23 protein-coding genes, 2 pseudogenes and 1 other annotated feature are annotated in these 26603 nt (G+C 37.1%); of the genes and pseudogenes, 19 read left to right on the top strand and 6 right to left on the bottom strand.

Features of this window, described 5'->3' with window-relative positions:
- Positions 1–430 precede the first annotated feature (430 nt).
- Positions 431–667: a binding site (T-box leader), on the top strand.
- 60 nt (positions 668–727) lie between these two features.
- Both V7024_RS03355 and V7024_RS03350 read left to right on the top strand, forming a co-directional pair.
- A complete protein-coding gene (locus V7024_RS03355) occupies positions 728–2026 on the top strand; it encodes an APC family permease (RefSeq protein WP_335515632.1) in 1299 nt (432 codons plus the stop codon).
- A gap of 290 nt (positions 2027–2316) precedes the next feature.
- On the top strand, positions 2317–2478 hold the full coding sequence (locus V7024_RS03350; protein ID WP_335515629.1) for a hypothetical protein: 162 nt from the start codon (positions 2317–2319) through the stop codon (positions 2476–2478).
- A 21-nt stretch (positions 2479–2499) separates the two neighbouring features.
- On the opposite strand, the gene V7024_RS03345 is transcribed toward V7024_RS03350, so the two are convergent.
- Positions 2500–3258 (bottom strand): TrmB family transcriptional regulator, encoded by a 759-nt coding sequence (locus tag V7024_RS03345; protein WP_335515627.1) that lies wholly within the window; start codon positions 3256–3258, stop codon positions 2500–2502.
- 212 nt (positions 3259–3470) lie between these two features.
- On the opposite strand from V7024_RS03345, the gene V7024_RS03340 reads away from it, so the two are divergent.
- The 4 genes from V7024_RS03340 to V7024_RS03325 all read left to right on the top strand — a co-directional run bounded on the left by V7024_RS03340 (position 3471) and on the right by V7024_RS03325 (position 8048).
- Positions 3471–5471, top strand: a complete 2001-nt coding sequence (locus V7024_RS03340) for a methyl-accepting chemotaxis protein (RefSeq protein ID WP_335515624.1) — start codon at positions 3471–3473, stop codon at positions 5469–5471.
- 152 nt (positions 5472–5623) lie between these two features.
- Complete coding sequence (locus V7024_RS03335) at positions 5624–5926, top strand: MTH1187 family thiamine-binding protein (RefSeq protein ID WP_090998954.1); 303 nt, start codon at positions 5624–5626, stop codon at positions 5924–5926.
- 222 nt (positions 5927–6148) lie between these two features.
- On the top strand, positions 6149–6391 hold the full coding sequence (locus V7024_RS03330) for a YusU family protein (protein WP_335515621.1): 243 nt from the start codon (positions 6149–6151) through the stop codon (positions 6389–6391).
- A 739-nt stretch (positions 6392–7130) separates the two neighbouring features.
- The gene (locus tag V7024_RS03325; protein WP_098917852.1) at positions 7131–8048 is read left to right on the top strand and encodes a proline dehydrogenase family protein; all 918 of its coding nucleotides are present in this window, start codon (positions 7131–7133) and stop codon (positions 8046–8048) included.
- A gap of 24 nt (positions 8049–8072) precedes the next feature.
- Here V7024_RS03325 and V7024_RS03320 read toward each other — a convergent pair whose 3' ends face one another.
- Positions 8073–8909, bottom strand: coding sequence for a D-alanyl-D-alanine carboxypeptidase family protein (locus V7024_RS03320; protein WP_335515618.1), 837 nt, complete (start codon positions 8907–8909; stop codon positions 8073–8075).
- 83 nt (positions 8910–8992) lie between these two features.
- Positions 8993–9139 carry a YuzL family protein gene (locus V7024_RS03315; RefSeq protein WP_090916082.1) on the bottom strand — a complete coding sequence of 49 codons (147 nt, stop codon included), beginning with the start codon at positions 9137–9139 and terminating at the stop codon, positions 8993–8995.
- 220 nt (positions 9140–9359) lie between these two features.
- On the opposite strand from V7024_RS03315, the gene V7024_RS03310 reads away from it, so the two are divergent.
- The 9 genes and pseudogenes from V7024_RS03310 (at position 9360) to V7024_RS03270 (ending at position 18966) form a co-directional block, all read left to right on the top strand.
- Entirely contained in the window at positions 9360–11741 is a 2382-nt protein-coding gene (locus V7024_RS03310; protein WP_335515616.1) for a 3-hydroxyacyl-CoA dehydrogenase/enoyl-CoA hydratase family protein, read from the top strand.
- 15 nt (positions 11742–11756) lie between these two features.
- The gene (locus tag V7024_RS03305; RefSeq protein WP_335515614.1) at positions 11757–12932 is read left to right on the top strand and encodes an acetyl-CoA C-acetyltransferase; all 1176 of its coding nucleotides are present in this window, start codon (positions 11757–11759) and stop codon (positions 12930–12932) included.
- Between the two features lie 515 nt (positions 12933–13447).
- Positions 13448–15232 (top strand): acyl-CoA dehydrogenase family protein, encoded by a 1785-nt coding sequence (locus V7024_RS03300; RefSeq protein WP_335515611.1) that lies wholly within the window; start codon positions 13448–13450, stop codon positions 15230–15232.
- Positions 15233–15496: 264 nt separating this feature from the next.
- Entirely contained in the window at positions 15497–16219 is a 723-nt protein-coding gene (locus V7024_RS03295) for an MBL fold metallo-hydrolase (protein ID WP_335515608.1), read from the top strand.
- A gap of 3 nt (positions 16220–16222) precedes the next feature.
- Positions 16223–16780 carry a TetR/AcrR family transcriptional regulator gene (locus tag V7024_RS03290; protein WP_335515605.1) on the top strand — a complete coding sequence of 186 codons (558 nt, stop codon included), beginning with the start codon at positions 16223–16225 and terminating at the stop codon, positions 16778–16780.
- Between the two features lie 96 nt (positions 16781–16876).
- On the top strand, positions 16877–17062 hold the full coding sequence (locus tag V7024_RS03285) for a hypothetical protein (protein WP_335515602.1): 186 nt from the start codon (positions 16877–16879) through the stop codon (positions 17060–17062).
- 13 nt (positions 17063–17075) lie between these two features.
- Positions 17076–17324, top strand: a complete 249-nt coding sequence (locus V7024_RS03280; RefSeq protein ID WP_242216609.1) for a spore coat protein — start codon at positions 17076–17078, stop codon at positions 17322–17324.
- A 326-nt stretch (positions 17325–17650) separates the two neighbouring features.
- Positions 17651–17932 (top strand): annotated as a pseudogene (ldh, locus tag V7024_RS03275) (L-lactate dehydrogenase); the annotation flags it as partial.
- Between the two features lie 20 nt (positions 17933–17952).
- Positions 17953–18966 (top strand): PTS transporter subunit IIC, encoded by a 1014-nt coding sequence (locus tag V7024_RS03270; RefSeq protein ID WP_335515597.1) that lies wholly within the window; start codon positions 17953–17955, stop codon positions 18964–18966.
- A 291-nt stretch (positions 18967–19257) separates the two neighbouring features.
- On the opposite strand, the gene V7024_RS03265 is transcribed toward V7024_RS03270, so the two are convergent.
- Positions 19258–19899, bottom strand: coding sequence for a phosphatase PAP2 family protein (locus V7024_RS03265; protein WP_335515594.1), 642 nt, complete (start codon positions 19897–19899; stop codon positions 19258–19260).
- Between the two features lie 432 nt (positions 19900–20331).
- On the opposite strand from V7024_RS03265, the gene V7024_RS03260 reads away from it, so the two are divergent.
- Positions 20332–22050: a methyl-accepting chemotaxis protein gene (locus V7024_RS03260; protein ID WP_335515591.1), complete on the top strand. Its 1719-nt coding sequence runs from the start codon at positions 20332–20334 to the stop codon at positions 22048–22050.
- Between the two features lie 72 nt (positions 22051–22122).
- On the opposite strand, the pseudogene V7024_RS03255 reads toward V7024_RS03260, so the two are convergent.
- Positions 22123–22643, bottom strand: a pseudogene (locus tag V7024_RS03255) (ISL3 family transposase); the annotation flags it as partial.
- A 255-nt stretch (positions 22644–22898) separates the two neighbouring features.
- Between V7024_RS03255 and V7024_RS03250 the strand changes: the two are divergent.
- On the top strand, positions 22899–24617 hold the full coding sequence (locus V7024_RS03250; RefSeq protein ID WP_335515588.1) for a methyl-accepting chemotaxis protein: 1719 nt from the start codon (positions 22899–22901) through the stop codon (positions 24615–24617).
- A 328-nt stretch (positions 24618–24945) separates the two neighbouring features.
- Here the strand turns inward: V7024_RS03250 and V7024_RS03245 are convergent, their stop codons facing one another.
- Positions 24946–25389 (bottom strand): DUF3978 family protein, encoded by a 444-nt coding sequence (locus V7024_RS03245; protein WP_335515585.1) that lies wholly within the window; start codon positions 25387–25389, stop codon positions 24946–24948.
- A 361-nt stretch (positions 25390–25750) separates the two neighbouring features.
- Between V7024_RS03245 and V7024_RS03240 the strand changes: the two genes are divergently transcribed.
- A complete protein-coding gene (locus tag V7024_RS03240) occupies positions 25751–26116 on the top strand; it encodes an arsenate reductase family protein (RefSeq protein WP_335515582.1) in 366 nt (121 codons plus the stop codon).
- A gap of 41 nt (positions 26117–26157) precedes the next feature.
- Positions 26158–26541, top strand: coding sequence for a glycine cleavage system protein GcvH (gene gcvH, locus V7024_RS03235; RefSeq protein ID WP_098917866.1), 384 nt, complete (start codon positions 26158–26160; stop codon positions 26539–26541).
- The last annotated feature ends 62 nt before the right edge of the window (positions 26542–26603 follow it).

Genomic DNA, 26603 nt, shown 5'->3' with positions numbered 1-26603 from the left:
CAGTTTTCTACTCTACTAAATGAAAAATGAAAAAGCGAACTTTTTAGATGGGCGAGAGGAACTGGCAATGCGTAGAAGCGGTCAGGGCCTTTTTTCTGCCACGTGCCAGGTTTAAAACAAAGGGAGGGAGCGAGTGGGGGATGTTTTATTCTGCATAGCAGCGATTTACATGCTGAAAAAGCAAGGTGAATTTATATATAAGGTAGGTAAAAAAATATAAAATACAAAATGAAAAAGCTCCTTTTTTAGATGGGCGAGAGCACCTGGCTGTGCGTGGGAACGATTTACATGTTAAAAAACGCCACTGATATTAGTTTTGTTCGATAAAACTGTTATACTATACTGAAATAATTCTACTACGTACTATAAAACACACTTGCTTTTTTAAAAAAATTCAATATAATGAACATTAATAATAAAATCCGACATTATAAAAGTATTGATAAGGACATGATCTATTTTTTACGATTTTCAGAGAGGGAAGCCTTAGGCTGTGAGTTTCCTAATACGAAAGAATAGTTTACCACCTTTGAACTGCAGCAGTGAACGAATATCTAGTAATTGTTGCCGGCAATCGCCGTTATCTGAAACTTGAGCAATTGGTGATTTGTGTCTTCATACCAATTGGAACAAGGGTGGAACCACGAATATAACACTCGTCCCTTTTATTAGGGATGAGTGTTTTTTTATTTGAATCAAACTAGGGTTAGAGGGAGGACACACAGTTATGCATCACGATGACAAAAACAAAATTGGCCTAACGGTCGCGTTATCAATCGTTGTTGGAACAATTATCGGGTCTGGCGTATTTATGAAGCCAGGTAAGGTACTGGATTACGCCGGTAGTTCTAACATGGCAATCTTTGCTTGGGTAGTAGGGGGTATTTTAACTTTAGCAAGTGGCTTAACAGTTGCAGAAATCGGAGCACAAATTCCGAAAAATGGTGGTTTGTATACGTATCTAGAAGAGATTTATGGTAAGTTTTGGGGTTATTTATCTGGATGGATGCAAACACTTGTATATGGACCAGCAATTATTGGGACATTGGGATTGTACTTTAGCTCGTTGCTTTTAAACTTTTTCCATATTGATAAAGTGTGGAATTTACCAATTGCGATTGGAACAGTTGTATTTCTTGGGGTTGTAAATAGTATAGGAACAAAATATGGGGGCATTGTTCAAACGGTAACAACAATTGGGAAAATGATTCCGATTGTGCTTATTATTGTGATGGGATTTTGGAAGGGAAATAGCGATGTATTTAACGTTGTTGTACCAGAGTCTGCAAATCAAAGTATAGGGATGGCAATTTTAGCAACATTATTTGCATATGATGGCTGGATTCTACTCGCATCAATCGGCGGTGAAATGAAAAATCCAACAAAGCTATTACCAAAAGCATTGACAGTTGGGATTCTTGTTGTAACAGCGGCATATGTGTTAATTAATATGGCATTATTAAACGTTTTACCAGCACCGCAAATTGTTACTCTTAGTGAGAATGCAACAGCAACAGCAGCTGATATGTTATTAGGCCAATATGGCGGGAAACTGATTAGTATAGGTGTTATCGTTTCAATATTCGGATGTTTAAATGGGAAAATTTTAACATTCCCACGTATCCCAGTATCAATGGCAGAGCGTGGACAACTTCCGTTTTCAAAATTTATTTCAAAAATTAACGATAAGTTTCAAACGCCAGCAAACGCAATCTTTGTTGAAATTCTACTTGGTATTATTTTAATGCTGATCAGTGATCCAAATGAACTGTCTGAGATTTCCGTATTTATTATTTATATTTTCTATGTTATGACATTTATCGGGGTGTTCATTTTAAGGAAGCGTAATGCAGGACAAAAACGTGAATATAGTGTACCTTTATATCCAATCGTACCAGCATTAGCAATTTTAGGATCACTATTTGTAATCGGAAGTGCGATTATTAATGATCCAATTAGGTGTTTCTTGTCAATTGGTATCGTGTTAACAGGATTACCGGTGTATTGGTATTTAAATAAGAAGTAAATGAATAGAGATTTTGAAAATGTATAAACGCAAAAACCTCTTTCTTTTTGGGAAGGACGAGAGCCCCTGGCCGTGTATAGAAGCGGTCAGGGCCTTTTTTTGCCACGCGCGAGGTTTCAAACAAAGGGAGAAAGCGGGTGCAGATTATGTTGTATTCTGCATAGCGGCGGCTTATATGCTGAAAAATCAAAATGAATTTAAATAGGCATCTTTTGAAGATGTCTATTTTTTTGTGCAAGGATATGGGGAGGAATTGTGGAGTATTTTGTTAAAAGGAGGTGGTAACGTCTATGATTGGTTTTCTAATTATGATACTTCCTGTTTTGATGCTTACCTTTGTTTTTCGCTGGATTCGGCTCATGTATATCAACTCAGAAGTACAAATAAAACACAATGAGCAAATCATTTCATTATTATCGGATATGAAGAAGCAAAATGAAGAACGGACATGAGTAGGAATACATGTCCGTTTTTTAATAGCGCAGTTTCATTAAGAGGTTTCGGATCTCTTCATCATTCATAAATAAATCATGATGTTTCTCGGTAATTTTCGCAAGGGCAACGTCATGATAGAAAAATTCTGTGAAAAATTTAACGAATGGCTGGGACATTGTTTTCATTGCTTGCCATGAGTTTTGCTCAGCGCCAGCAAATAAAATTTCACGATCATCAATAATGATGAGTAAAAAGCGCTCAAGTGCATGGTGCTCTTCTGTTGGGATGAGAAGATGGATTTTTTCTAATGTTGTATCAAGGCTTCCAACAACAAGTGCTTCTATCTCTACGCTTTGTTTTTTCTTTTCTTCTAGAAGCGGCATATACTCTAGAAATGTATCATTCCATGCAGACATACGAATGGATTTCTTCGCGCTTTGCACGAGTTGTTTACTTTGTGCGTGAATAGAAGATTGTACTTTTAAACTCCATACACGGTCATCTGTAAACATCCTTTTCGATACGTTGTTTTGTAACTTTTTAATATTTGCTTGAAATTCTGCTGTTAATTTTTCAATAGCAAGCTGCAGCGGCAGAGCTGTATACAGCTTTTTCTTTTCTGAAACAGAATCCATCACCATGCCTTTATCGACAAGGCGTACCAATATTTCGTATATCTTTGCCTTTGGAACACCAGAATACTTTACGATGCTCGTTGCATCAAGCGGCTCTTCGCTTGAAACGAGAACTTCGTATGCTTGACTTTCATATTGTGAAAAACCGAATCTTTGTAACATAATTCCTCCCGAACGAAAAATTCTTGTGTCTTAAGAATAAATAACTCTTCTTCGGAATACAAGTACAGTTATTTTAATAGAACTTAAAAATGTTTATATGAAAATTTTAACAAAAAGGAAGATTAAGGTTTTACAAATATCACTTACTCTTAATATAATGATATAGATGGGAGTGTAGAACTAACGAAGAAGGGGTTAGGGGGAGTACAGTTATGAGGAGTTTACGTTGGAAAGTAACAGTTGTATTTTCAGTACTTATTTCAATGATGTTTGCTATTTTAGGGACAACTGTATATCAGTTAGAAAAAGAGAAAGAGTCCCGTGTTCTTGAGCAATATTCTCATAATACGATGGATTTGTTAACAGAACAAATGAATGCATTCATTACTGGTATTGGGGAGGATATGAAATACTATTCTAGTAGTGGAAACATTGTTGGAATGTTCCAAGACGGTGTTACACCAGAAGAAGAAGCGGTAATAATGAAGGAGTTTTTAGAGTTTAAAAATAATCACCCTGATATTTTAGACCTTTATATCGGAACGAAAGATAAAAAGACATTAAGTGCGAATCTTGCGGATGGTGGAAAAGTGCCAGAAGGATATGACCCGACAACAAGGCCATGGTATAAGGCTGCTTTAAGTGATACGAAAAATGTACATTGGGGACAGCCGCAATATGAAATTGCAACAGGTCAATTAAGTGTTGGTGTTTCGAAAGCGCTTTTATCTCCGGATGGTTCAGAAGTACTTGGTGTTGTAGCGATGGATGTGTCATTAGGTACAATTCAAAAGTTACTTCATAATATCCAGTACAACTATGGTGGAGAAATGTTTATTGTTAATGATAAAAACATGGGATTAGTGTATCCAGATAAAGTTGGAAAAGATGTATCAAAAGAACCACTGATTCAAAGTTTAAAACAAGATCGAAATGATTTTGTTGTTACGAAGTTAAAAGGAAAAGACGTTATTGCATATAGTCAGCCAATGAAATCTATGCCATGGAAAATCGGGATTGTCTATCCGAAAGAAGAAGTGGATAGTTTATTAGCAACGTTAAGAAATACATTTATAGGGTTAGCGTGTGCAGGTGTACTTGTCGCAATTGTTGTATCCTATTTCTTTGCAAGAAGATTAACAAGACCACTTCAATCATTAACGAATCAAGTACAAAAAGTGGCAGAAGGAGATTTAACGCTACAAATGAAAGTGCAAACGAACGATGAAGTGGGTGTACTTACAAAGCACTTTAACGATATGGTTGGACAAATGAATGAAATGGTTAGCCGTATTAAATATAACGTATCATCAGTTCAACAATCAGCAGATAACTTGCACTATTTAACAAACGAGACCGTTGCTTCGAGTAAGGAAGTTTCCAGTGCGATGGATGATGTGACGGGCGGTGCGTCAACACTAGCGAATAGTGTGGAGGAAATTTCAGCACAGCTAGAAAATATGGAACAGTCTGTAGGTCAAGTGAATGACTCAGTAATTTCTATTAAAGATGTAACGAATCAAGCAGACGAAGCGTCACAAAGCGGCTTGAAAACGATGCAACGTTTAGTGAATACAAGGGAGGAGTCTTCTTCCGTTGTATTTGAAACAGAAACCGCAGCTGAAAAACTTGATCATAGTGTACAGTCTATTCAAAATGTCGTTGAGCTCATTAAAGGAATTTCTGATCAAACAAATTTATTAGCATTAAATGCTTCCATTGAAGCAGCACGTGCAGGGGAACAAGGAAAAGGTTTTGCTGTTGTTGCGGAAGAAGTACGAAAATTAGCAGAACAGTCAAAAGAAGCAACTGGCGATATTGCCTCTATTATTGCAGAAGTGCAACAAGAAGTAGCTCGCGTCGTAGAAGTGATTGGGAAGTTAAAAGACATTGCTAACGTGCAAGATCATGTAACGAAAGATGCGGAACAATCATTCCGAATTGTTATATCTGTTGTAAATACAATTATTACTTCCGTTGAAAGAATTTCTACAGAAGTACAAAAGATTGGACATGAACAGAAAGATATTACACAAGTTATGCAAACCATTGCTGAAACGAGTCAGGAGAGTGCAGCTGTATCAGAAGAAGTGAATGCAGCGACAGAAACACAAGTAGCTCATCTAGAAAAAGTATCAGGAACGATGAAGCAATTAACAGTGGAAATGAACGATCTAGAAAAGGTAGTAGAACAATTTAAAATAGACAAATAGAGATTTAGGCTGTCGGGATTTTTCCGGCAGCCGTTTTTTTTGTGTCGTATATTGTCGGGGGGTCTTTATCTTGTGTCGAAGCGCCGATATATTTTTAAAGAGGAAGAAAATTTTGTACAATAGTAAAGAATCTATAGAAGAGGTGAACAGAAATGGCAATTGTTGATGTTACCATTATTCCAGTTGGAACAGGTACTACAAGTGTAAGTGAGTATGTAGCAGAAATACAAAAAGTACTTGAGAAAAATGCAGATCGCGTGAAGTATCAATTAACACCGATGAATACAATTATTGAAGGCGAACTTCCGGTATTATTTGAAGTGATTCAACAAATGCATGAAGTTCCGTTTTCTAAAGGTGCAGGCCGCGTAGCAACAAATATTCGCGTTGATGATCGCCGTGATAAAGTTAGCTCAATGGAGAAGAAGTTACAATCTGTACAATCGAAGTTATAAGGTGTAAGGGAAGCAGTTACATTAGGCTGCTTCTTTTTTGACGAAGGATAAGGCATTTGTTTATCCCGCTATTCGTGGGCAGTAAAGGCTGGGGAAGCACAGGGAAGAAAACTGCCCGTAAAAGCCCGATTGGGCGGGCTTTCCATCAGTGAGAAAAGCGTCACTGATGGAAGTTTCACTTTATTATCAACTGTAAAGAAATACGAAGGAGGAATAAGAGGAATGAGCGAAAAATTTCAAGAACAGTTTGATGGCTTGTTAGAGAAGTATACAGAGCTCTTATTAGGAGAGAGCAATGAAGAATATAAGCAAAAGGTTGAGAAATGGGCGTTATATTCGTATGTCGCTAAAACGATGCCAGCTCTTGTCAAGCATTGGAATGAAACGTATCCAGATGCGAAAGAAGAGATGATACAGTTAATTGCAGAAATTAAGAGGCTCAATGACGAGCATAGACAAAAGTAGTAAGAAAGAAAAACGATATAAATACAAAATAAAAACCCTCTTTCTTTTTAGGCGGGCGAGAGCATCTGGCTATGCATAGAAACGGTCAGTGCCTTTTCCTACCACATGCAAGGTTTAAAACAAAAGGAGAAAGCAAGTAGCGGGCATACTGTATTCTGCATAACAGCGACTTCTACCGAAAAGCGGAAGCGGCTCGCTCAGAACAAGAGGGGGATGGAGCTTCTGACATAGAGGTGCTTTTTGCCTCGACGGAAGACGCGAAGCCACCGACTGTTCTAGCCGCTGGAGCTAGACAAAGATGTCGAAAAATTACCATGGATTTATATAAAAAATTTTCTTCTTAGATGGAGCATCTGGCCGTGCGGAGAAGCGGTCAGAGCTTTTTTTGTCATATGCAGGGAGAGGGAAAGCAATAATGCCCATGAATTATTTTTATATAATGTTCATTTGTCATATGAAATCGAAGTGGTACTTTCGTCTTGGAGGTAGGATAGGGGACTCAAACCATTTGTCGAATTTACTGTTGAGAGATGTAATTGGCTATTCACTTCTTAACATTGCTAGATGTCGAAAAATTTTTTTATATGATTTTTCCTTTTTAAATTTGGATCTGCAAACATTCCCCTATTATTATGTTAATTATCTAAATAATTATTTGTATCAAATAATTTTAAACAGTGATATAATTTAGAAGAGGGGTAAAAAACAGACAAAGTACAGTCATATAGGGGTGAAAGACATGGAACAATTAATGCGTAATTCTTTCCTGTTTTTATCAAAAAATAAAGCGCTAACAAAACTAGCGAAGAAGTACGGCTTACGCTTTGGAGCGGGGCGCTTTGTTGCGGGAGAAACAATCGACTTAGCGGTAGCTGCCATTAAAGATTTAAACAGACAAAACCTTTGTGTTACGATCGACTATTTGGGGGAATTTGTTGATAATGAAGCAGAGGCAAATGAGATGGCAGATGAATCGATTGAAGCGATTCGTGCGATCGGTCGTGAAAAGCTAGATTCGCAGCTTTCATTAAAAATGACATCTATGGGTCTGGATATTTCAGAAAATTTAGTTATGAATAATATGCGCCGTATTTTAGACGCAGCGAAAGAAAACGGTGTGTTTGTAACAATTGATATGGAAGACTATTCACGTTGCGGGAAAACAATTGACATCTTCAAGAAGTTAAAAGAGGAATATGACAATGTTGGTACAGTAATTCAAGCATATTTATATCGAACTGAAAAAGATATAGATGATTTGAATGCATATACACCAAATTTACGTCTTGTAAAAGGGGCGTATAAAGAGTCCGAGGAAGTTGCATTCCCAGAAAAGAAAGATGTAGATGAAAATTATAAAAAAATTATTAAAACGCACTTATTAAATGGCAATTATACAGCAGTCGCTTCACATGATGATGCAATTATTGAATATACAAAAAAACTTGCTGAAGAATACAACATTCCGCGTGATCAGTTTGAATTTCAAATGTTATACGGCATTCGCACAGAGCGTCAACTTGAGCTTGTGAAAGAAGGATATAAAATGCGCGTGTATGTACCATATGGAAACGACTGGTACGGTTATTTCATGCGCCGCTTAGCAGAACGTCCAGCTAACGTAGCGTTCGTATTAAAAGGAATGGTTAAAAAATAACCAAGGAAGTATAAACTTCCTTGGTTATTTTAATTGTTCAAAAGCATATTCTGCCATCTTTTTGGCATCGGGATACACTGTTTTGCGGCCAGTAGAGAGGACAACGTTAATCACTCTTTTCCCGTCTTTTTCATCTATTGTAACGACTGTATATTCTGCTAATGCTGAAAGGCCACTCTTACTTCCAATCGCATGTGGATCAGCGTACAATTCTTCACGTCCATAGTTTGCAATCTTTTTCGTTTGCATAGATGTGTGTACTGTTGTATGAATCGTATTCATATCTTGCAAGACGATTGGATACTTTAATACCTCTTTTGTAATAAGTGCCAAATCATATGGTGAAAGTTTATTTCCAAGTGCATCAGCTCCGCTAGCATTTTTAAATGTTGTATGTGTTGCTCCGAGTTGTTTTGCTCGTTCATTCATCATTTTTGCAAACTTTTCTTTGGAATCAGTGATATGCTCTGCAATCGATTCGGCAATTGGATCGGCGCTAATGACAAGCATGAGTTTTAATGCTTCATCGCGCTTTAATTTTTCTCCGGCATGCAGTGTGATTTTTTTGCTTTGGCTTTCTGTTTTTATCGCATGTTCTGTCACAGTAATTTCTTCATCTTCTTTTACATTCTCCAACAAAAGAAGAGTGGTCATCATTTTCGTTACACTCGCCGGATAGGAACGTTCATGTTCATGTTTTCCGTATAAAATGTCTCCTGTTTTTGCATCAATCGTAACGCCATACTTTCCAGATATATCAGGCTGATTGGCCTTAACTATTTGCCTATGCGAATATAAAGAAAAAATCATTGCAATAAATAAAGTAGCTGAAATAACAAGTAGTGTAATGGTTCGTTTCATTATGTACCCTCTTTTATGTATGAAATAGACAGCGATATAGCCCATTTTTCATTATGCCATGTTCGCTGCCTATATTTGTACTATTATTTTTCACCCATGTTTTGTTTCTTATATTGCTGATTATTTCCTTGGCGGCCTTTTTCGATGCCGCGATCAACTGGACCAGCATTTCCTGTTACGCTTGTTGAACTAATACCTGCTTTTGATGGATTTTTTTTAATTTTAGCCATAAGTTATGCCTCCGTTTGATCAAGTGTTTTAAGAAAGGAAGTTCACTACATATCATGTCCAAAATATGAAAAAAGAAATAAGTTCAGAAAATTTTATTTTTAAATATATTGCGAAAATTTAAACGTTAGCATATATTTATTAGTAGAGGCTCATTCATAGATTGCGACGTTTGTCGAAAAATTGAATGAGCATTCATTCAAGAATAAGGGGGAGAATTGGATGTTCCAAATTAAAAAGGCTGCAGTTCTTGGTTCTGGTGTAATGGGTTCTGGAATTGCTGCACATTTAGCTAACATCGGTATACCGACATTATTGCTTGATATTGTACCATCATCGCTTACGAAAGAGGAAGAAGCGAAGGGACTTACATTAGAACATAAAAGTGTACGAAATCGTTTCAGTAACGGAGCGTTGCAAAAGTTGTTAAAGCAAAAACCAGCTCCTCTTACTGTAAAAGGAAACTTAGCGTTAATTGAAGCGGGAAATATGGAAGATGATATGGAACGCCTTGCTGATGTTGATTGGATTATTGAAGTTGTTGTTGAAAATTTAGATATTAAAAAGAAAGTATTTGAAAAGGTAGAAGCTGTTCGGAAACCAGGTTCTATTGTGAGCTCAAATACATCGGGCATTTCTGTTGAAAAGATGATCGAAGGGCGTTCAGATGACTTCCAAAAACACTTCCTAGGAACGCACTTTTTTAACCCACCACGTTATTTAAAACTTCTTGAGATTATACCAACAAAAGATACAGATCCACATGTGTTAGACTTTATGAAACTGTTTGGCGAAGATGTACTTGGAAAAGGTGTTGTTGTTGCAAAAGACACACCAAACTTTATTGGAAACCGTATCGGTACGTACGGACTGCTTGTGACACTGCAAGAAATGGTAAAACGCGGCTACAGCGTTGGAGAAGTAGATTCTGTAACAGGTCCGTTAATTGGCCGTCCAAAAAGCGCAACGTTCCGCACATTAGATGTTGTCGGATTGGACACATTTGTTCACGTTGCAAATAACGTATATGAAAATATACAAGAAGAAGAGCGCGAAGTTTTCAAAGTACCAGCTTTCATGCATGATATGTTAGAAAGAAAATGGCTTGGAAGTAAAACAGGTCAAGGCTTCTTCTTAAAACAAGGAAAAGAGATTTTAGAGTTAAATGCTGAAACGATGGAATACGAAGCGCGTAAAAAGTTGAAAGCAGCTTCTGTTGAGCTAAGTAAACAAGAAAAAGGATTAGCGAATAAATTGAAAGCGCTTGTATATGCAAAAGACCGCGCTGGTGAATTGCTGTGGAACATTATAACGCCAACTCTTCTATATGCAGCAAAGCTTACGAAAGAAATTGCTGATGATATCGTCGCAATTGATAATGCGATGAAGTGGGGATTCGGCTGGGAGCAAGGTCCATTTGAAATTTGGGATGCAATTGGCGTTGAAAAATCCATTCAGAAGATGGAAGAGAACGGCGGGGTTGTTCCAGCTTGGGTAAAGGAAATGATTGAGAAAGGTGTTACATCGTTCTATAAACATGATAACGGCGAGAGCTATTACTATGATAACGGTGAATACAAACAAATCGTTCGTAATAAAAAGGCGATTTCTCTAAAACAATTGAAAGAGAAAAATGGCGTACTAAAGAAAAATAGCGGAGCAAGCCTAATTGATTTAGGAGACGGCATTCTTTGCTTAGAGTTCCATTCTAAGAGCAACGCAATTGGCATGGATATTACGCAAATGATTAACTACGCTGTTGATGAAGTAGAAAAGAATTATAAAGGACTTGTTATCGGAAACCAATCGAAGAACTTCTGCGTTGGTGCGAACCTTGCAATGATCTTAATGGAAGCGCAAGATGACAACTACTTTGAAATTGAGTGGGTCGTGAAAAACTTCCAAGATGCAATGATGAAAATTAAATACTGCTCAAAACCAGTTGTGGCAGCGCCTTACGGTATGACACTTGGCGGCGGTACAGAAGTTTGCTTACCAGCAGCTAGTATTCAAGCTTCTAGTGAAACGTATATGGGATTAGTAGAAGTTGGTGTTGGTTTAATCCCTGGCGGAGGTGGTAACAAAGAGCTATACATTAAACATCTGAACAAAATGGCAAATGGTGTTGAATTCGATCTACAAAAAGTCGCAAACAAAGTGTTTGAAACAGTAGCGATGGCGAAAGTTTCAACATCTGCGCAAGAAGCAGTTTCTCATAACTTCTTAGGTGATAAAGATGGTATTAGCGTCAATGGTGATCACTTACTATACGATGCAAAACAAAAGGCGCTTGTGTTATATGAAGCAGGCTATAAAGCACCAATTCGTAAAAAGATTCCGGTTGTTGGGGAAACAGGATATGCAACACTTGCGCTTGGAGCAGAAGCGATGCATTTATCTGGCTACATTTCCGAGTATGACCTGCACATTGCGAAAAAACTCGCATACGTCATTGCTGGCGGAAAAGTCCCATACGGAACAGAAGTGGATGAGCAATATTTATTGGATGTGGAACGCGAGGCGTTTATTAGTTTAGTGAGCGAAATGAAATCACAAGCAAGAATGCAGCACATGCTTGTAAAAGGAAAACCATTACGTAACTAAGGAGGAAGATTGTTCATGAGAGAAGCTGTTATTGTTGCAGGGGCAAGAACGCCTGTCGGGAAAGCGAAGAGAGGATCATTAAATACAGTGCGTCCTGATGACTTAGGGGCATTAGTTGTAAAAGAAACGTTAAAACGTGCAAATAACTATGACGGTCCAATTGACGATTTAATTTTTGGCTGTGCGATGCCAGAAGCAGAGCAAGGCTTAAATATGGCACGTAATATCGGCGGGCTAGCAGGACTTTCTTATGACGTTCCGGCTATTACTATTAACCGCTACTGTTCTTCAGGATTACAAAGTATCGCTTACGGTGCAGAGCGCATTATGCTTGGGCATTCAGAGGCAGTATTATCCGGCGGTGCTGAATCGATGAGTTTAGTACCAATGATGGGGCACGTTGTTCGTCCGAATAGCCGCCTTGTTGAATCGGCTCCAGAATATTATATGGGCATGGGACATACAGCAGAACAGGTTGCTGTAAAATATGGCATTTCCCGTGAGGAGCAAGATGCATTTGCGGTAAGAAGCCATCAGCGTGCGGCAAAAGCGTTAGCAGAAGGAAAGTTTGCAGATGAAACAGTGTCTGTTGATGTAACGCTTCGCACTGTTGGAGCAAACAATAAGCTGCAAGAAGAAATGATTGTGTTCTCACAAGATGAAGGCGTAAGAGCAGATACGACGCTAGATATACTTGGGAAACTGCGACCAGCATTTAATGTGCGCGGCACTGTAACTGCTGGTAACTCTTCACAAATGAGTGACGGCGCAGCAGCAGTACTACTAATGGATCGTGAAAAAGCAGTAAGCGACGGACTACAGCCGCTTGGGAAATTCCGCTCCTTTGCAGTAGCTGGTGTACCACCAGAAGTAATGGGAATTGGTCCAATTGCAGCGATTCCGAAAGCGTTAAAATTAGCGGGCTTAGAGTTATCTGATATCGGCTTATTTGAACTAAATGAAGCATTCGCATCGCAATCTATCCAAGTTATTCGCGAACTTGGACTAGATGAAGAAAAAGTAAACGTAAATGGCGGAGCAATTGCCCTTGGACACCCGCTTGGTTGTACAGGAGCAAAATTAACATTATCTCTTATTCATGAGATGAAACGCCGCAATGAGCAATTCGGTATTGTAACAATGTGTATCGGCGGCGGAATGGGTGCTGCTGGAGTGTTTGAATTACTTTAAAAGCGGAGTCGACTGTTCAGCTCTGACGGCTAAGGTTCTTTCACACAGAAAGTGTTCTTTACTTTCTCGTGTGGAAGGTTCTTAGACGAAAAGAGCTAGGAGACGGAGCTGGATAATATAAAAGTGGAAGCGGCTCGCTCAGAACAGGAGGGGGATGGAGCTTCTGACATAGAGGCGCTTTTTGCCTCGACGGAAGAAGCGAAGCCACCGACTGTTTTAGCCGCTGGAACTGGATAATATAAAAGCGGAAATGAAAACCTTTTCTTTTAGGTAGGGCTAGAGCGTCTGGCCATGCATAGAAGCGGTCAGGACCTTTTCCTGCCACGTGCAAGGGTTTTAAAACAAAGGGCGAGAGCGAGTGTATATCACCTTTTGTTTAACGTAACCGCAACATAAATAAAAATAGACCTAGATAGATAAACAGTGTAAGAAACAAGAGTGTATGCAAAAAAGAAGGGCTAGCTTCTCTTACGGTGAGAGAAGCGGCCTATGAAAATATGAAGGAGGAATTTTTCATGGAAAAAACAGTAGGAAGTGCAGTAAAAGGCGGTAGCTTTTTAATTGATGATATTACAATCGAGCAAGTGTTTACGCCGGAAGATTATAGCGATGAGCATAAATTAATTGCGAAAACGACAGAAGATTTTATCGTAAATGAAGTATTGCCAGAGCTTGAATATTTAGAGCAACATGAGTTTGATCGCTCTGTTCGCTTATTAAAAGAAGCTGGCGAGCTTGGCTTATTAGGTGCTGATGTGCCAGAAGAGTATGGCGGTATTGGTCTTGATAAAGTTAGTTCTGCATTAATTGCAGAGAAATTCTCTCGTGCAGGCGGCTTTGCAATTACGCACGGTGCGCACGTTGGTATTGGATCGTTACCAATCGTATTATTCGGTACCGAAGAGCAAAAGCAAAAATATTTACCAGCGTTAGCAACAGGCGAAAAATTAGCTGCATACGCATTAACAGAGCCAGGTTCTGGATCTGATGCATTAGGTGCAAGAACAACGGCTCGCTTAAATGCAGAAGGTACACACTACGTATTAAACGGTGAAAAACAATGGATTACAAACTCTGCTTTCGCTGATGTATTCGTTGTATATACAAAAGTAGATGGCGAACATTTCACAGCGTTTATCGTAGAAAAAGAATACCCAGGCGTATCGACAGGCCCAGAAGAAAAGAAAATGGGTATTAAATGTTCTTCTACTCGTACGTTAATTTTAGAAGATGCGCTAGTACCGAAAGAAAATGTCCTTGGTGAAATTGGGAAAGGTCATGTCATTGCCTTTAACATTTTAAATATCGGCCGCTATAAATTAGGTGTTGGTACAGTTGGTTCTTCAAAACGCGCGTTAGAAATTTCAGCGCAATATGCAAATCAACGTCAACAATTTAAACAACCAATTGCTCGCTTCCCATTAATTCAAGAGAAACTTGCAAATATGGCAGCGAAAATTTATGCAGCGGAAAGCTCTGTATATCGTACAGTTGGTTTATTTGAAAGCCGCATGAGCACATTATCCGAAGAAGAAGTAAAAGACGGAAAAGCTGTTGCAGCTTCAATTGCTGAATATGCAATTGAGTGCTCTTTAAACAAAGTATTCGGTTCTGAAGTATTAGATTACGTAGTGGATGAAGGTGTCCAAATTCATGGTGGTTACGGATTTATGGCAGAGTACGAGATTGAAAGAATGTACCGCGACTCTCGTATTAACCGTATTTTCGAAGGTACGAACGAAATTAACCGCTTAATCGTACCAGGCACGTTCCTACGTAAAGCAATGAAAGGCGAATTACCACTTTTACAAGAAGCACAAAAATTACAAGAACAGTTAATGATGATGATGCCAGAAGAAGTAGGCGATGAGCCATTAGCACTTCAAAAACATTTAGTAAAAAATGCGAAGAAAATCGGCTTAATGGTTGCTGGTTTATCTGTTCAAAAATACGGTAAAGGCTTAGACAAAGAACAAGAAGTTCTTGTGAACATTGCGGATATCGTAAATAACTTATACGCAATGGAATCAGCTGTTCTTCGTACAGAAAAAGCAATCAAAGTAACAGGCCTTGAGAAGAACAAACAAAAAGTTCTTTACACAGAGGTATTCTGCCAAGAAGCATTCAACCAAATCGAAGCAGATGCAAAAGAAACAATTATCGCTGTTGAAAATGGCGATATGCTACGCATGATGTTATCTGCACTTCGTAAATTAACACGTCATACACCAATTAACGTCATTCCGAAGAAACGTGAAATCGCAGCGAAAGTATTAGAGGATGAGCGTTATACAGTTTAATAAATGTGAAGGAGCTGCCTTTTGAGGGCAGCTCCTTCTTTTGAGTTTGACAATATATCGACGCAAATAGCAGATTTATCGGCGATTCGACATGATAGAAAGACCCTTCGACGATGTTCGACGTGTGAATCGTCGAGTTGTTGGAATGGAATCATGTAAAAATTATTCTTTTTTTTACAAAAATAGAATTTTCAGCGACAAAAACTAATGCCATTAGTATAATAAAACTAACAACATTAGTTTTAAGAAAAGGGAGCTGGAAATATGAGAATGATGCACGAAAAAACAGTATATCAATTGTCATTTTTACCAAGAGTGTTTCCTGTGAATTGTTATTTTGTGGAGGAAGAAGAGGGTTTAACTTTAATTGATGCGGCACTTCCATATAGCGCGAAAGGCATCTTACAAGCGGCTGAGAAAATAGGAAAACCAATTGCTAATATTGTATTAACGCATGCGCACGATGATCACATCGGTGCGCTAGATAAGTTAAAGGAAGTACTTCCTCATGTTCCTGTTTATATATCTAAGCGGGATGCACGTTTGTTAGAAGGAGATACGACATTACAAAGGGATGAATCAAATACGCCGATAAAGGGCGGTGTCCCGAAAAAAGTGAAAACGAGACCGGATGTTTTATTAGAGGATGAGGACCGAATTGGATCGCTTCTTGCGATAGCAACGCCGGGACATACACCAGGTTCCATGTCGTTTCTTGATACGAGAAATAAAGCTCTTATTGCCGGGGATGCATTTCAAACAAGAGGGGGCATGGCTGTTTCGGGACAAATGAACTTTTGGTTTCCGTTTCCTGCGATGGCAACGTGGAGTAAAGAAATAGCATTACAGAGTGCAGAGAAGCTAAGAGAATATGAGCCTTCCTTGCTTGCGGCAGGGCATGGGAAAATGATAAATAATCCAGGCGCTGCAATAGACCGTGCGATTAAGGAAGCAAAGCGAAATGTAGAAAGTATGAAAGAGGGTTAATTTATGTCACCGAGAATCGGACTTACATTACAGAAAATTGTAGATACAGCGGCAGAAATCGCAGATACAAATGGGATACAAGAAGTAACACTAGCGTCATTATCGCAAAGGCTGGGAATACGTTCTCCCTCTTTATATAATCATGTGAAAGGGTTACAAGATGTACGAAAAAATCTTGGTATTTACGGAATAAAGCAGCTGCATGAGGCGCTGCAAGAGGCGGTAGAGGGTAAAAGTATGGACGGGGCAATTCATGCATTAGGAGAAGCGTATGTGGCGTTTGTCCGAAAACATTCTGGATTGTATGAAGCAACTTTTTTACGAGATGAAGAAGTGCAACGAACAGGGGACGGAATTGTAGAGCTTTGTCTTCATATTTTACAGCAATACGGCTTAGAAGGAGAGAATGCACTTCATGCAACGCGCGGATTCAGAAGTATTTGTCATGGATTTGCGTCGATTGAACAGCAAGGTGGATTTGGGTTGCCGCTGGATTTAGATACAAGTTTACATGTATTACTGGAAACGTTTATTAAAGGACTACATGCGATGAGAGTATAAAACCTTAGAAGTCATTCTAAGGTTTTTTTGATGCATACAATCTGAAAATAAATAAATACTAAATGTTGAATGAACCAAGAAAGGAAGGCCGTTACGATGCAAAATTTAAATGAACTTGAAGTGGAAAATTTACGTCATCTTATTGGCGGACATGCAACAGTTATTCACAAATTACAGGAGTATGCACAGGCATGTACGGACCCGCAGCTGAAGCAGATGCTGCAAAAAGATGTACAAGATGCACAAAATACGAAACAACGATTAATGTCGTTTCTAGGATAGGAGCGTAAAGAACATGAATGAAAAAGATATGGTAAATGATTATTTAGCTGAATTAAATGCAAGTTTAACAGGCTATGCGAATTACATTGCTCAAACGAATAACGAGCAATTATATCAAACGTTAATTCAAATTCGTAATCAAGACGAAGCACGTCAGCGTAATTTGTATGAATACGCGAAGCAAAAGAATTATTACCAACCAGCAGCTCCGGCAAATCCAACGATTGTTCAGCAATTGAAGAGTCAATTAAGTATGCAATAAAGTGAAACTTCTATCAGTGATGCTTTTCTCACTGATGGAAAGCCCGCCCAATCGGGCTTTTATGGGCAGTTATCCCTCACCTATTTTCTTCGTTTCTCTCTCAAGCGTGAGGTGGGGGTCTTACTGCCCGTTAATGCGGGATAAGAACAGAATTAACAAACGGGTGACGTAATCGAGACGTTACTCGTTTTTTTGTGTGAAAATGAAACATTCGGAACTTTGTCCAAATAATTTGTGATATATTTCACAAATTATACATGGTTTATATGGTAAAAACTCCTATAATAAAAAGTGTAAAGTACATAAAACAAATCAGACTACACTAAGAAGCAGGTTGGGAATTTTATAAACGAAAAGGAACTACATACTACGGTATCGGAAACTCCTTAGCTTATATTGCACGTTCTATCTTTAATGACGATCATCGTATTATTGCGGTATCAGCAATTTTAGATGGTGAATATGAAATTTGTACAGGTGTCCCAGCTATCATTACAAGAGATGGCATAAAAGAAATTGTTGAGTTGAACTTAACAGAAGCTGAAGAAAGCCGATTTGCAAAATCAAATGATATGTTACGTGACTACATGAAAACAATCGGTTACTAAACTAGAAGAAGGTGAAATAGATGAAGGAATATATCATGTCTCGTGTATTCAAAGGATCTGCCGGAATTGCACAAGGTATTTTCGTATCTCTTGGAATTGGTCTACTTATTGAGAATATAGGGAGAATTGCTGATATTACGATGTTAATTACAATCGGAGTTGTTGCGAAATCACTTATGGCACCGGCAATTGGGGCAGGAATTGCTTTTATGCTCGGAGCAAATGGACTTGTCATTTTCTCAGCGATGGTTGCCGGAGCAATTGGAGCTGGATCGATTACAATTACTGCAGCTGGTTTGATGATTAAAACTGGTGAACCAATCGGTGCATTATTAACAGCGACTTTAGCGGTTTATATCGGTAAACGATTAAGCGGAAAAACAGCTTTAGATATGATGCTCGTTCCGCTTGCGGCAATATTAGGTTCAGGTTTAGTCGGGATTTGGCTATCTCAAAATATTAGCCCAGTCTTAAATGCAGTTGGCGCATTTATTAAAGATAGCTCAGCTGGTAGTCCATTTATCGCTTCTATTGTACTTGCAGTTGTTTGGGGATTGTTGTTAATTTCTCCAGCGTCATCAGCAGCTTTAGCAATTGCCCTTAGCCTAGACGGCGTGGCAGGTGGTGCTGCACTAGCGGGATGCGTTGCTCAATTTATTGGATTCGCTGTTATCTCTGCGAAGGAAAATAATTTAGGTGGTATATTAGCCCAGGCTCTTTGTACACCAAAAGTACAGCTCCCGAATATTACTAAAAATCCAATGATTCTTGTACCAACTGTTGTTGCGAGTGCAATTGTAGGACCTGTATCGGCACTTGGATTCCACCTTACAGCAGGGAAAGAAATTGCCGGTCTTGGGCTTAGTTCCCTTATCGCACCAATTAATTTAATTTCTAAGCAAGGACTTAGCGTTGTTCCAGCGATGGTGATTACTTATATCGTAATTCCAGTAGCTGTTTCTTATATACTGTATATCATGTTGAAAAAGGCAGGTCGCATTAAACCAGGCGATATGACTGTACCACAATCTTAAAGATTAGTAAGAGTGTTTGTTATATAAATACAAATTGAAAACCGACATAAAAACTCCTCTTTCTTTTTAGGTGGGTGAGAGCATCTGACCGTGCATAGAAGCGGTCAGGGCCCTTTCCTGCCACATGCAAAGTTTAAAACAAAGGGAGAAAGCGAATGCAGGTCTCTGCAGAAGCGATTTATATGTTGAAAAATCAAAATGAATTTATATAGAGTATGCCAATTTGAAAATCTCCTCTTACATAGAGAAAAGCAGACTGAAGAAGCCACAGTCTGCTTTTTTTGTTATAGATTATATTCCGGCTTGCACAGTAACCTTTTGCTCACGTGATTCAAATACATAGTGTATAGCGGCATAGAGGAAGCTTCCTAGTACGACACCTGCTACCGCATCTACAAAGACGTGCTGTTTTGTAAATAAGGTAGATAAAATAATGAGTACACCAACAAATGTTAGCAGGCCGTACACCCATTTATTCTGTTCTTTTCGCTTATAGGCTGTAATCATAATGACAAATGTTGTGAGTACGTGAATGCTTGGAAAACAATTCACAGGTTGATCGATACTATAAATATAGCGCACTAAATTAGCAAATACATCATTGCCGATGACTTCAGGGCGCGTTACCGTTGATTGCCACATATAATAGACGCTAAAGGAAGTGAGTTTCCCGAATAGTACACTACTTAATGTAACGTAATAGAGCTTTCGATCTGCAAAGCAGTAATAAATAAGAGCGCCATATAAATAAGGAAACCAAAGTAAATAGGGAACGATAAATTCTTTTGTAAATGGAATCCACTCATCTATTTTTGTTGTTACATTTACAGCACCTACTGTGGAGTGATTTAGTACGTCATAAAGAGCACTTACAGGTATGAGTAGGAGTAGATAAGATAATGGAATAAAGGCTAAAAACTTATTATTTTTCATAGTAATTCTCCTGTTTATAATGTAATAACTTGGAACTTGAAAAATTATAATATAAAAAATGGAACTGAACCATCGATTTTTCTAACATTTTTTACAACTAAGCTTACAGTTTTGTCACTATACAAATTGCAAAACTGATATAAAAAACTTTTCTTTTTAGGATGGGAGAGAGCATCTGACCATGTGTAGGAGTGGTTCATATGTATCATATTTTGAGGTGTCGATAGGGGTGAAACAATTTTTAAACAAACGTTTGATTAACATGTCCGTTCCGCTTTGGCAGCATTAATCAAACGTTTGTTTAAATACAGGAGTTATTAATTTGGGATAAAAACGACAAAAAACGGTAGTTTTTAAATAAAATATCGTTTTTTGTCATTTTTTGTTTTAAACTATATAACGTAATATTAAGATTTAAAGAGGGGTGTTGTAATGTCATTTTTTAAAAATAGTAAGATTGGTACAAAGTTAAACGCGTTAATGATTATAGCTAGTATTGCATGTATTATTTTATCGGTTATAGGATATAAGGGATTGATGAAGACAGGTGAAGCTTCTGGAAGTATGTATGAAGAAAGATTGCTGCCAATTTACTGTATAGAAGCTGTAGAATCTAATTTTCATTATGGTGCTAAAAACCTTATGGAACTTATGCTTACAACTGATGATAAAAGAAACAAAGAATTAGTAAGTAGAATGGATCAATTAAAGAGTGAGAATCAGCAGCTATTAAAAAAATATGAGTCTAAGATTACTTCACAAGAAGAAAAACAATTATATGCAGATTTTCAGAAAAATTATCAAGAGTTCAGAACGAAAATAAATGAAGCACAAAATTTAGCAGTGCAAAATAAAAACGAAGAGGCTTATGCTTATTATTTAAAAGAAGTTGAGCCCGCTATACAAAAGTCAATTGATAGTATTCAAGAACTCATTAAGTATAATACTAATAAGGCAGAACAATTACAGAAAGATAATGTTAGTAACATGAACGATATGGTGCTAACCTTTATCGTTATTTCAGTTATAGCGATTGCGGTTATTGTGTTTATTGGATATATCATTAAAACAGCTATTCAGCGTCCAATTACTTTATTACAACACGATATGAAAGAAGTAGCGGATGGGAATTTAGTCATACGTACTTCTTATCGAGCAAATGATGAATTAGGAAATATCGTTACTTCTTTTAATTATATGTTAGACAATTTACAACAACTAATGGAAAAAATAAAGGTAACGGCACAAGAGGTTACTACCTCAACTGATAGCATGTTGAAAAATACAAACCAAGCATCTCAAATCTCTAATGAAGCTATGCAAATAATTCATGAAGTGAACAAACAAATATTAGGACAAGTTACGAGTATTCAAGAAAGTTCAATCGCAATGAATGACGTAGCAGAGGGCGTTCAAACAGTAGCTGAATCAGCATCAACTGTTGCTGAAGTTGCTGTTGTCACAACAGATCGTGTGAATAGTGGAAGTAAAGTAATCAAGCAATCCATTACGCAAATGAATAATGTTCATAAAGTTGTTGAAGAAACATCTACGGTGATAGAACGTCTTGTTATGCGTACGCAAGAGATAGATAAAGCTTTAAATGCGATTACAAATATTGCGGAACAAACAAACCTGCTTGCTTTAAATGCAGCAATTGAAGCAGCGCGTGCAGGAGAAAATGGCAAAGGTTTTGCAGTTGTTGCAGCTGAAGTGAGAGATTTAGCTGAACAGTCAAAGCAATCTGCAAATGAAATTAATGATTTAATTAAATCCATCCAGCAAGATACAAAAGATACTGTTCAAATTATGAAAAAAGGGCAAGAAGAAGCAAAACAAGGAAGCAATGCTGCTAATGAAGCAGACCAAGCATTTTCAACAATCATGACAGACGTTCATAAGATAACGCAGCAAATTCAAGAAGTCTCAGCTACAACAGAAGAAATGTCTGCTGGAACGGAAGAAATTAACGCTTCATTATCAGTAGTATCAGAAACTTCTACAAAAGTAGAAAAAGATACGGATGTGACTGTCCAAGCAATTCAAACACAAGCATCATCAATTACAGAAATAACAAATCAATCCATGCAAATAAAGAAACAAATTGAAGAGTTAGAAGGATTACTTTCACAATTTAAAATTGGACAATAAAAATAATTTATAAATGTAAGAGACGGCTTCTCGTCTATCAACTACCATCGTTATAGCTGAAGAAATAGAAATTTACGCTACATGACTTTTATAAGTATTACTACCTGTACATTCTAGAAATACACGCAGCCTAAATCGTTCTAAATTGCGGTAGCCGTAAGCTCTTCTTTTTATGTTCTTTATTTTATGATTCGTTCCTTCAGTTCTACCATTTGTATAGGGAGATAAAAAGTATTGAAGGATTTCTGCCTTCCAGTGTGTAAGTGTTTTTGCAACTTCATGAAAGGACGGATATGGACTACTCCAAGCGAGTTGAATCCATTCTTCCAAAGGTTCTAAAGCATCGTCAAAGTTGTTTAACTTATAAAAGTCTCTAAAGGTTTCTTTTAGATAATAAGCTAAGGCGAGATTAGGATGTTCTTCAAGGATTGTATCTAGTTTTACTCGCTGAGTATCTCTTAATTTTTCATTACCTTTAAGTAAAAGGAACCGAGCATTTTTTAGTTTAGAATATGTCTTTCTTACTTGATCTAAAGCCTGTGTTACCTTTTGAACGGCATGATACTGTCAACCACAATAGCTGCCATCGGAAACTTTAAAATCTGGCAAATCTAGTGGTACAGAAAGCATTTATGAACCCTCCTAATGTTTGTTTGATCGCTAACATTATTGCCAGGATTACATAAATGTTTTCTTTTTTATGCTTCAATCACAAAATTTGGTAATGAACTTTCATTTGAAATAAAAACGACAAAAAACGATATTTCACTAAATAAAATATCGTTTTTTGTCGTTTTTTGTTTTAAACTATATAACGTAATATAAAGATTAAAGAAAGGCGTGATGTAATGTCATTGTTAAAAAATAGTAAAATCGGAACGAAATTAAATGTATTAATGATTATAGCTAGTATTGCGTGTATTCTCTTATCAGTTGTAGGGTATAAGGGATTGGTGAAAATGGGTGAAGCTTCTGGAAGCATGTATGAAGAAAGGTTACTTCCAATTTATTGGATAGAGTCTGTAGAGTCCAATTTTAATTATTCTATTAAGAGTCTTGTGGAACTTATGGTCACAACTGATGAAAACAGAAATAAAGAATTAGTAAATAGAATGGATCAATTGCAGAGCGATAACAATCAATTATTAAAAGAATATGAGTCTAAGATAGACGAACAAGAAGAAAAACAATTATATGAAGGTTTTCAAAAAAATCTTGAAGGATTAAGGCTGCACATAAATGAATCAAAAAATTTAGCAATGCAAAATAAAAACGAAGAGGCTTATATTTATTATTTAAAAGAAGTTGAGCCAGATATGCAAAAAACAAGTAAGAGTATTGACGAGCTTATTAAATATAATAGTAATAAAGCAGAACAATTACAGAAAAGCAATGCTAGCAGTGCGGGAACGACAATAATGATGTTTATTATTATTTCAGTTATATCGACTGGAATTATTATCTTCATTGGGTATATCATTAAAACAGCTATTCAACGTCCAATTACTTTATTACAACATGATATGAAAGAAGTAGCGGACGGAAATTTAGTCATACGTACTTCTTATCAAGCAGATGATGAATTAGGGAATATTGTTACTTCTTTTAATCATATGCTAGACAACTTGCAGCAACTAATGGGAAAAGTAAAGGTGATGGCACACGAGGTTACCACCTCTACTGAAAGTATGCTGCAAAATACAAAACAGGCATCTCAAATCTCTGACGAAGCTGTTCAAACAATTCATGAAGTGAACAGACAAATAGTAGGACAAGTTACGAGTATTCAAGAGAGTTCAACAGCAATGAATGATGTAGCAGATGGCGTTCAAACAGTAGCTGAATCAGCATCAACTGTTGCTGAAGTTGCTGTTGTTACAACAGACCGTGTGAATAGTGGAAGTGAAGTTATTAAGCAATCCATTACGCAAATGAATAATGTTCATAAAGTTGTTGAGGAAACATCTACGGTGATAGAACGCCTTGTTATGCGTACGCAAGAGATAGATAAAGCTTTAAATGCGATTACGAATATTGCGGAACAAACAAACTTGCTTGCTTTAAATGCTGCAATTGAGGCAGCGCGTGCAGGAGAAAATGGCAAAGGTTTTGCAGTTGTTGCAGCTGAAGTGAGAGATTTAGCTGAACAGTCAAAGCAATCTGCAAATGAAATTAATGATTTAATTAAATCCATTCAGCAAGATACAAAAGATACCGTTCAAATCATGAAAAAAGGACAAGAAGAAGCAACGCAAGGAAGAAATGCCGCTAATGAAGCAGATCAAGCGTTTTCAATTATTATGAAAGACATTCATAAGATAACGCAGCAAATTCAAGAAGTGTCAGCTACAACAGAAGAAATGTCTGCTGGAACGGAAGAAATTAATGCTTCACTATCAGTAGTGTCAGAGACTTCTACAAAAGTAGAAAAAGATACGAATGAGACTGTACAAGCAATTCAAACACAAGCATCATCAATTACAGAAATAACAAATCAATCCATGCAAATAAAGACAAAAATTGAAGAATTAGAAGGATTGATTTCCCAATTTAAAATTAAAGAATAAAAAATATATAAATCCAAATTAAAAAACTTACACAAATCCCTTTTCATTTAGGTGGGCGAGAGCGTCTGGCCATGCGTGGAAGCGGTCAGGGCCTTTTCCTGACACATGCGAAGTTCAAACAAAGGGAGAAAGAAAGTAGCAGAATCTTTTTTTCTACATAGCAGCAATCTATATGTTGAAAAGTCAAAATGGATTTATATAAGAGACGGCTAATGAAAAAGCCCCAACTTTAAAAGGTATGAGCGTTTAAGTAGTGGGGAGTTGACAGTCGTCTCTTTTTTGTATTTTATCTTACATTTATTATATCGATAAAATATTATGTGAGAGTTTAAAGAGATTGTCTATATTGATTGATATATTTGGTAACCTTTTCATTCAATGTTACGAAAAACTCCGTAAATTCTGAATATGTTGTATGAATGCTATTTACATGATGTAAAGAAAGCTTCTCATGTAAGAGAAATTCACCTTGATGTCCAAATACTTGCATATTCGCATTTACTTGCTCTGAATCTTCTTGTGTCGATACAAGGATGTAGTGAAATGCTTTTACAGGAACGGCATACGTTTTACAGTACATATTGTTTTGCATTCCACTTTGAGCTGTAATTTGAAACTGGAGAATTTCTTTGTTTATCGTAATGGACAATGTTGTTGTTTTTAACTTTGTGTCTGTGAACTGATCTAATTCTTCAAGTTGCAACTGAATAATAGTTTGATCTGTGAATTCGTGAATTTGTTCTTGGGTTACTGATTGAATTTGTAGCTCCATATAATAAATGATCTCCTTTTCTTTATGTACTATAACGTATAGAACAAAAGAATTAATATAAAAGTTTCAAGTAATACATAAGGTTAAGAATTTTTATTGTACCTTAAAGAGAATACATGATGATTTATTAAAAAACAATATAAATTAATATAACATTCAGTATTTTAAAAACTATATATTAATATTTTATAATATTCTATTGAGATAATTTTTTTTCGGTAGTAAAATGTTTTTAAGACTCTGTAAAAAAATAAAAATTTTGCAGGATAAAAGAAATTTTTAGCGAAATAAGTTAAAGTTTGAAATGAAAAAATATTTTTTATATGATAAGGGTAAAGGTTAGTGAAAAGTAGGTGAATGTATGTCAGTAACATTTTATTCATACCCAAAATGTGGAACATGTCAAAAGGCAAAAAAATGGTTAGAAACAAATGATGTAGCGTATGAAATGGTTCATATTGTCGAAAATCCGCCTTCTAAGGAGGAACTTCGTAGTATATATGAAAAAAGTGAATTACCATTAAAAAAATTCTTTAACACAAGTGGAATGCGTTACCGCGAGCTTGGATTAAAGGACAAGCTAAAAGATGCAAGTGAAGAGGAAATGTTAGACATGCTCGCTTCTGATGGCATGTTAATCAAACGACCAATTGTAACAGGCGGTAATGATGTAACGGTTGGCTTTAATGAAGAGCAATTTGAAAGCGTGTGGAAAAAGTACCAATAAGGTGCTTTTACATAATTAATACATTCATTGGAGGTACAGACATGAGCATTCCAAAACAATTACGTTACTCTGAAGAGCACGAATGGGTACAAGTTGAAGGCAACCAAGTTATCATCGGTATTACAGATTTCGCACAACACGAATTAGGAGATATCGTATTCGTGGAACTTCCTGAAGTTGGTGCAACAATTGAAGCTGACGAGCCATTCGGAAGCGTAGAGTCTGTTAAAACAGTTTCTGAACTATACGCACCTGTAGCAGGTAAAGTTGTAGCAGTAAACGAAGACTTAAATGACAAGCCAGAGCTTGTTAACGAATCTCCATACGAAGGTGCATGGATGGTTAAAGTTGAGCTTGAAGATGCAGGCCAAGTGGAGAAATTATTAACTGCAGAGCAATACGAAGAAATGATTAATCAAGACTAATCTGAAAAGGACAGCTGTGAGCTGTCCTTTTTTAGTTGTGCTGTTTTTAAAGGTATTTGTAT

Source organism: Bacillus sp. JJ864, assembly GCF_036963045.1.
GTDB lineage: Bacteria > Bacillota > Bacilli > Bacillales > Bacillaceae_G > Bacillus_A > Bacillus_A pseudomycoides_C.
This window is presented reverse-complemented; position numbering and strand designations above follow the sequence as displayed.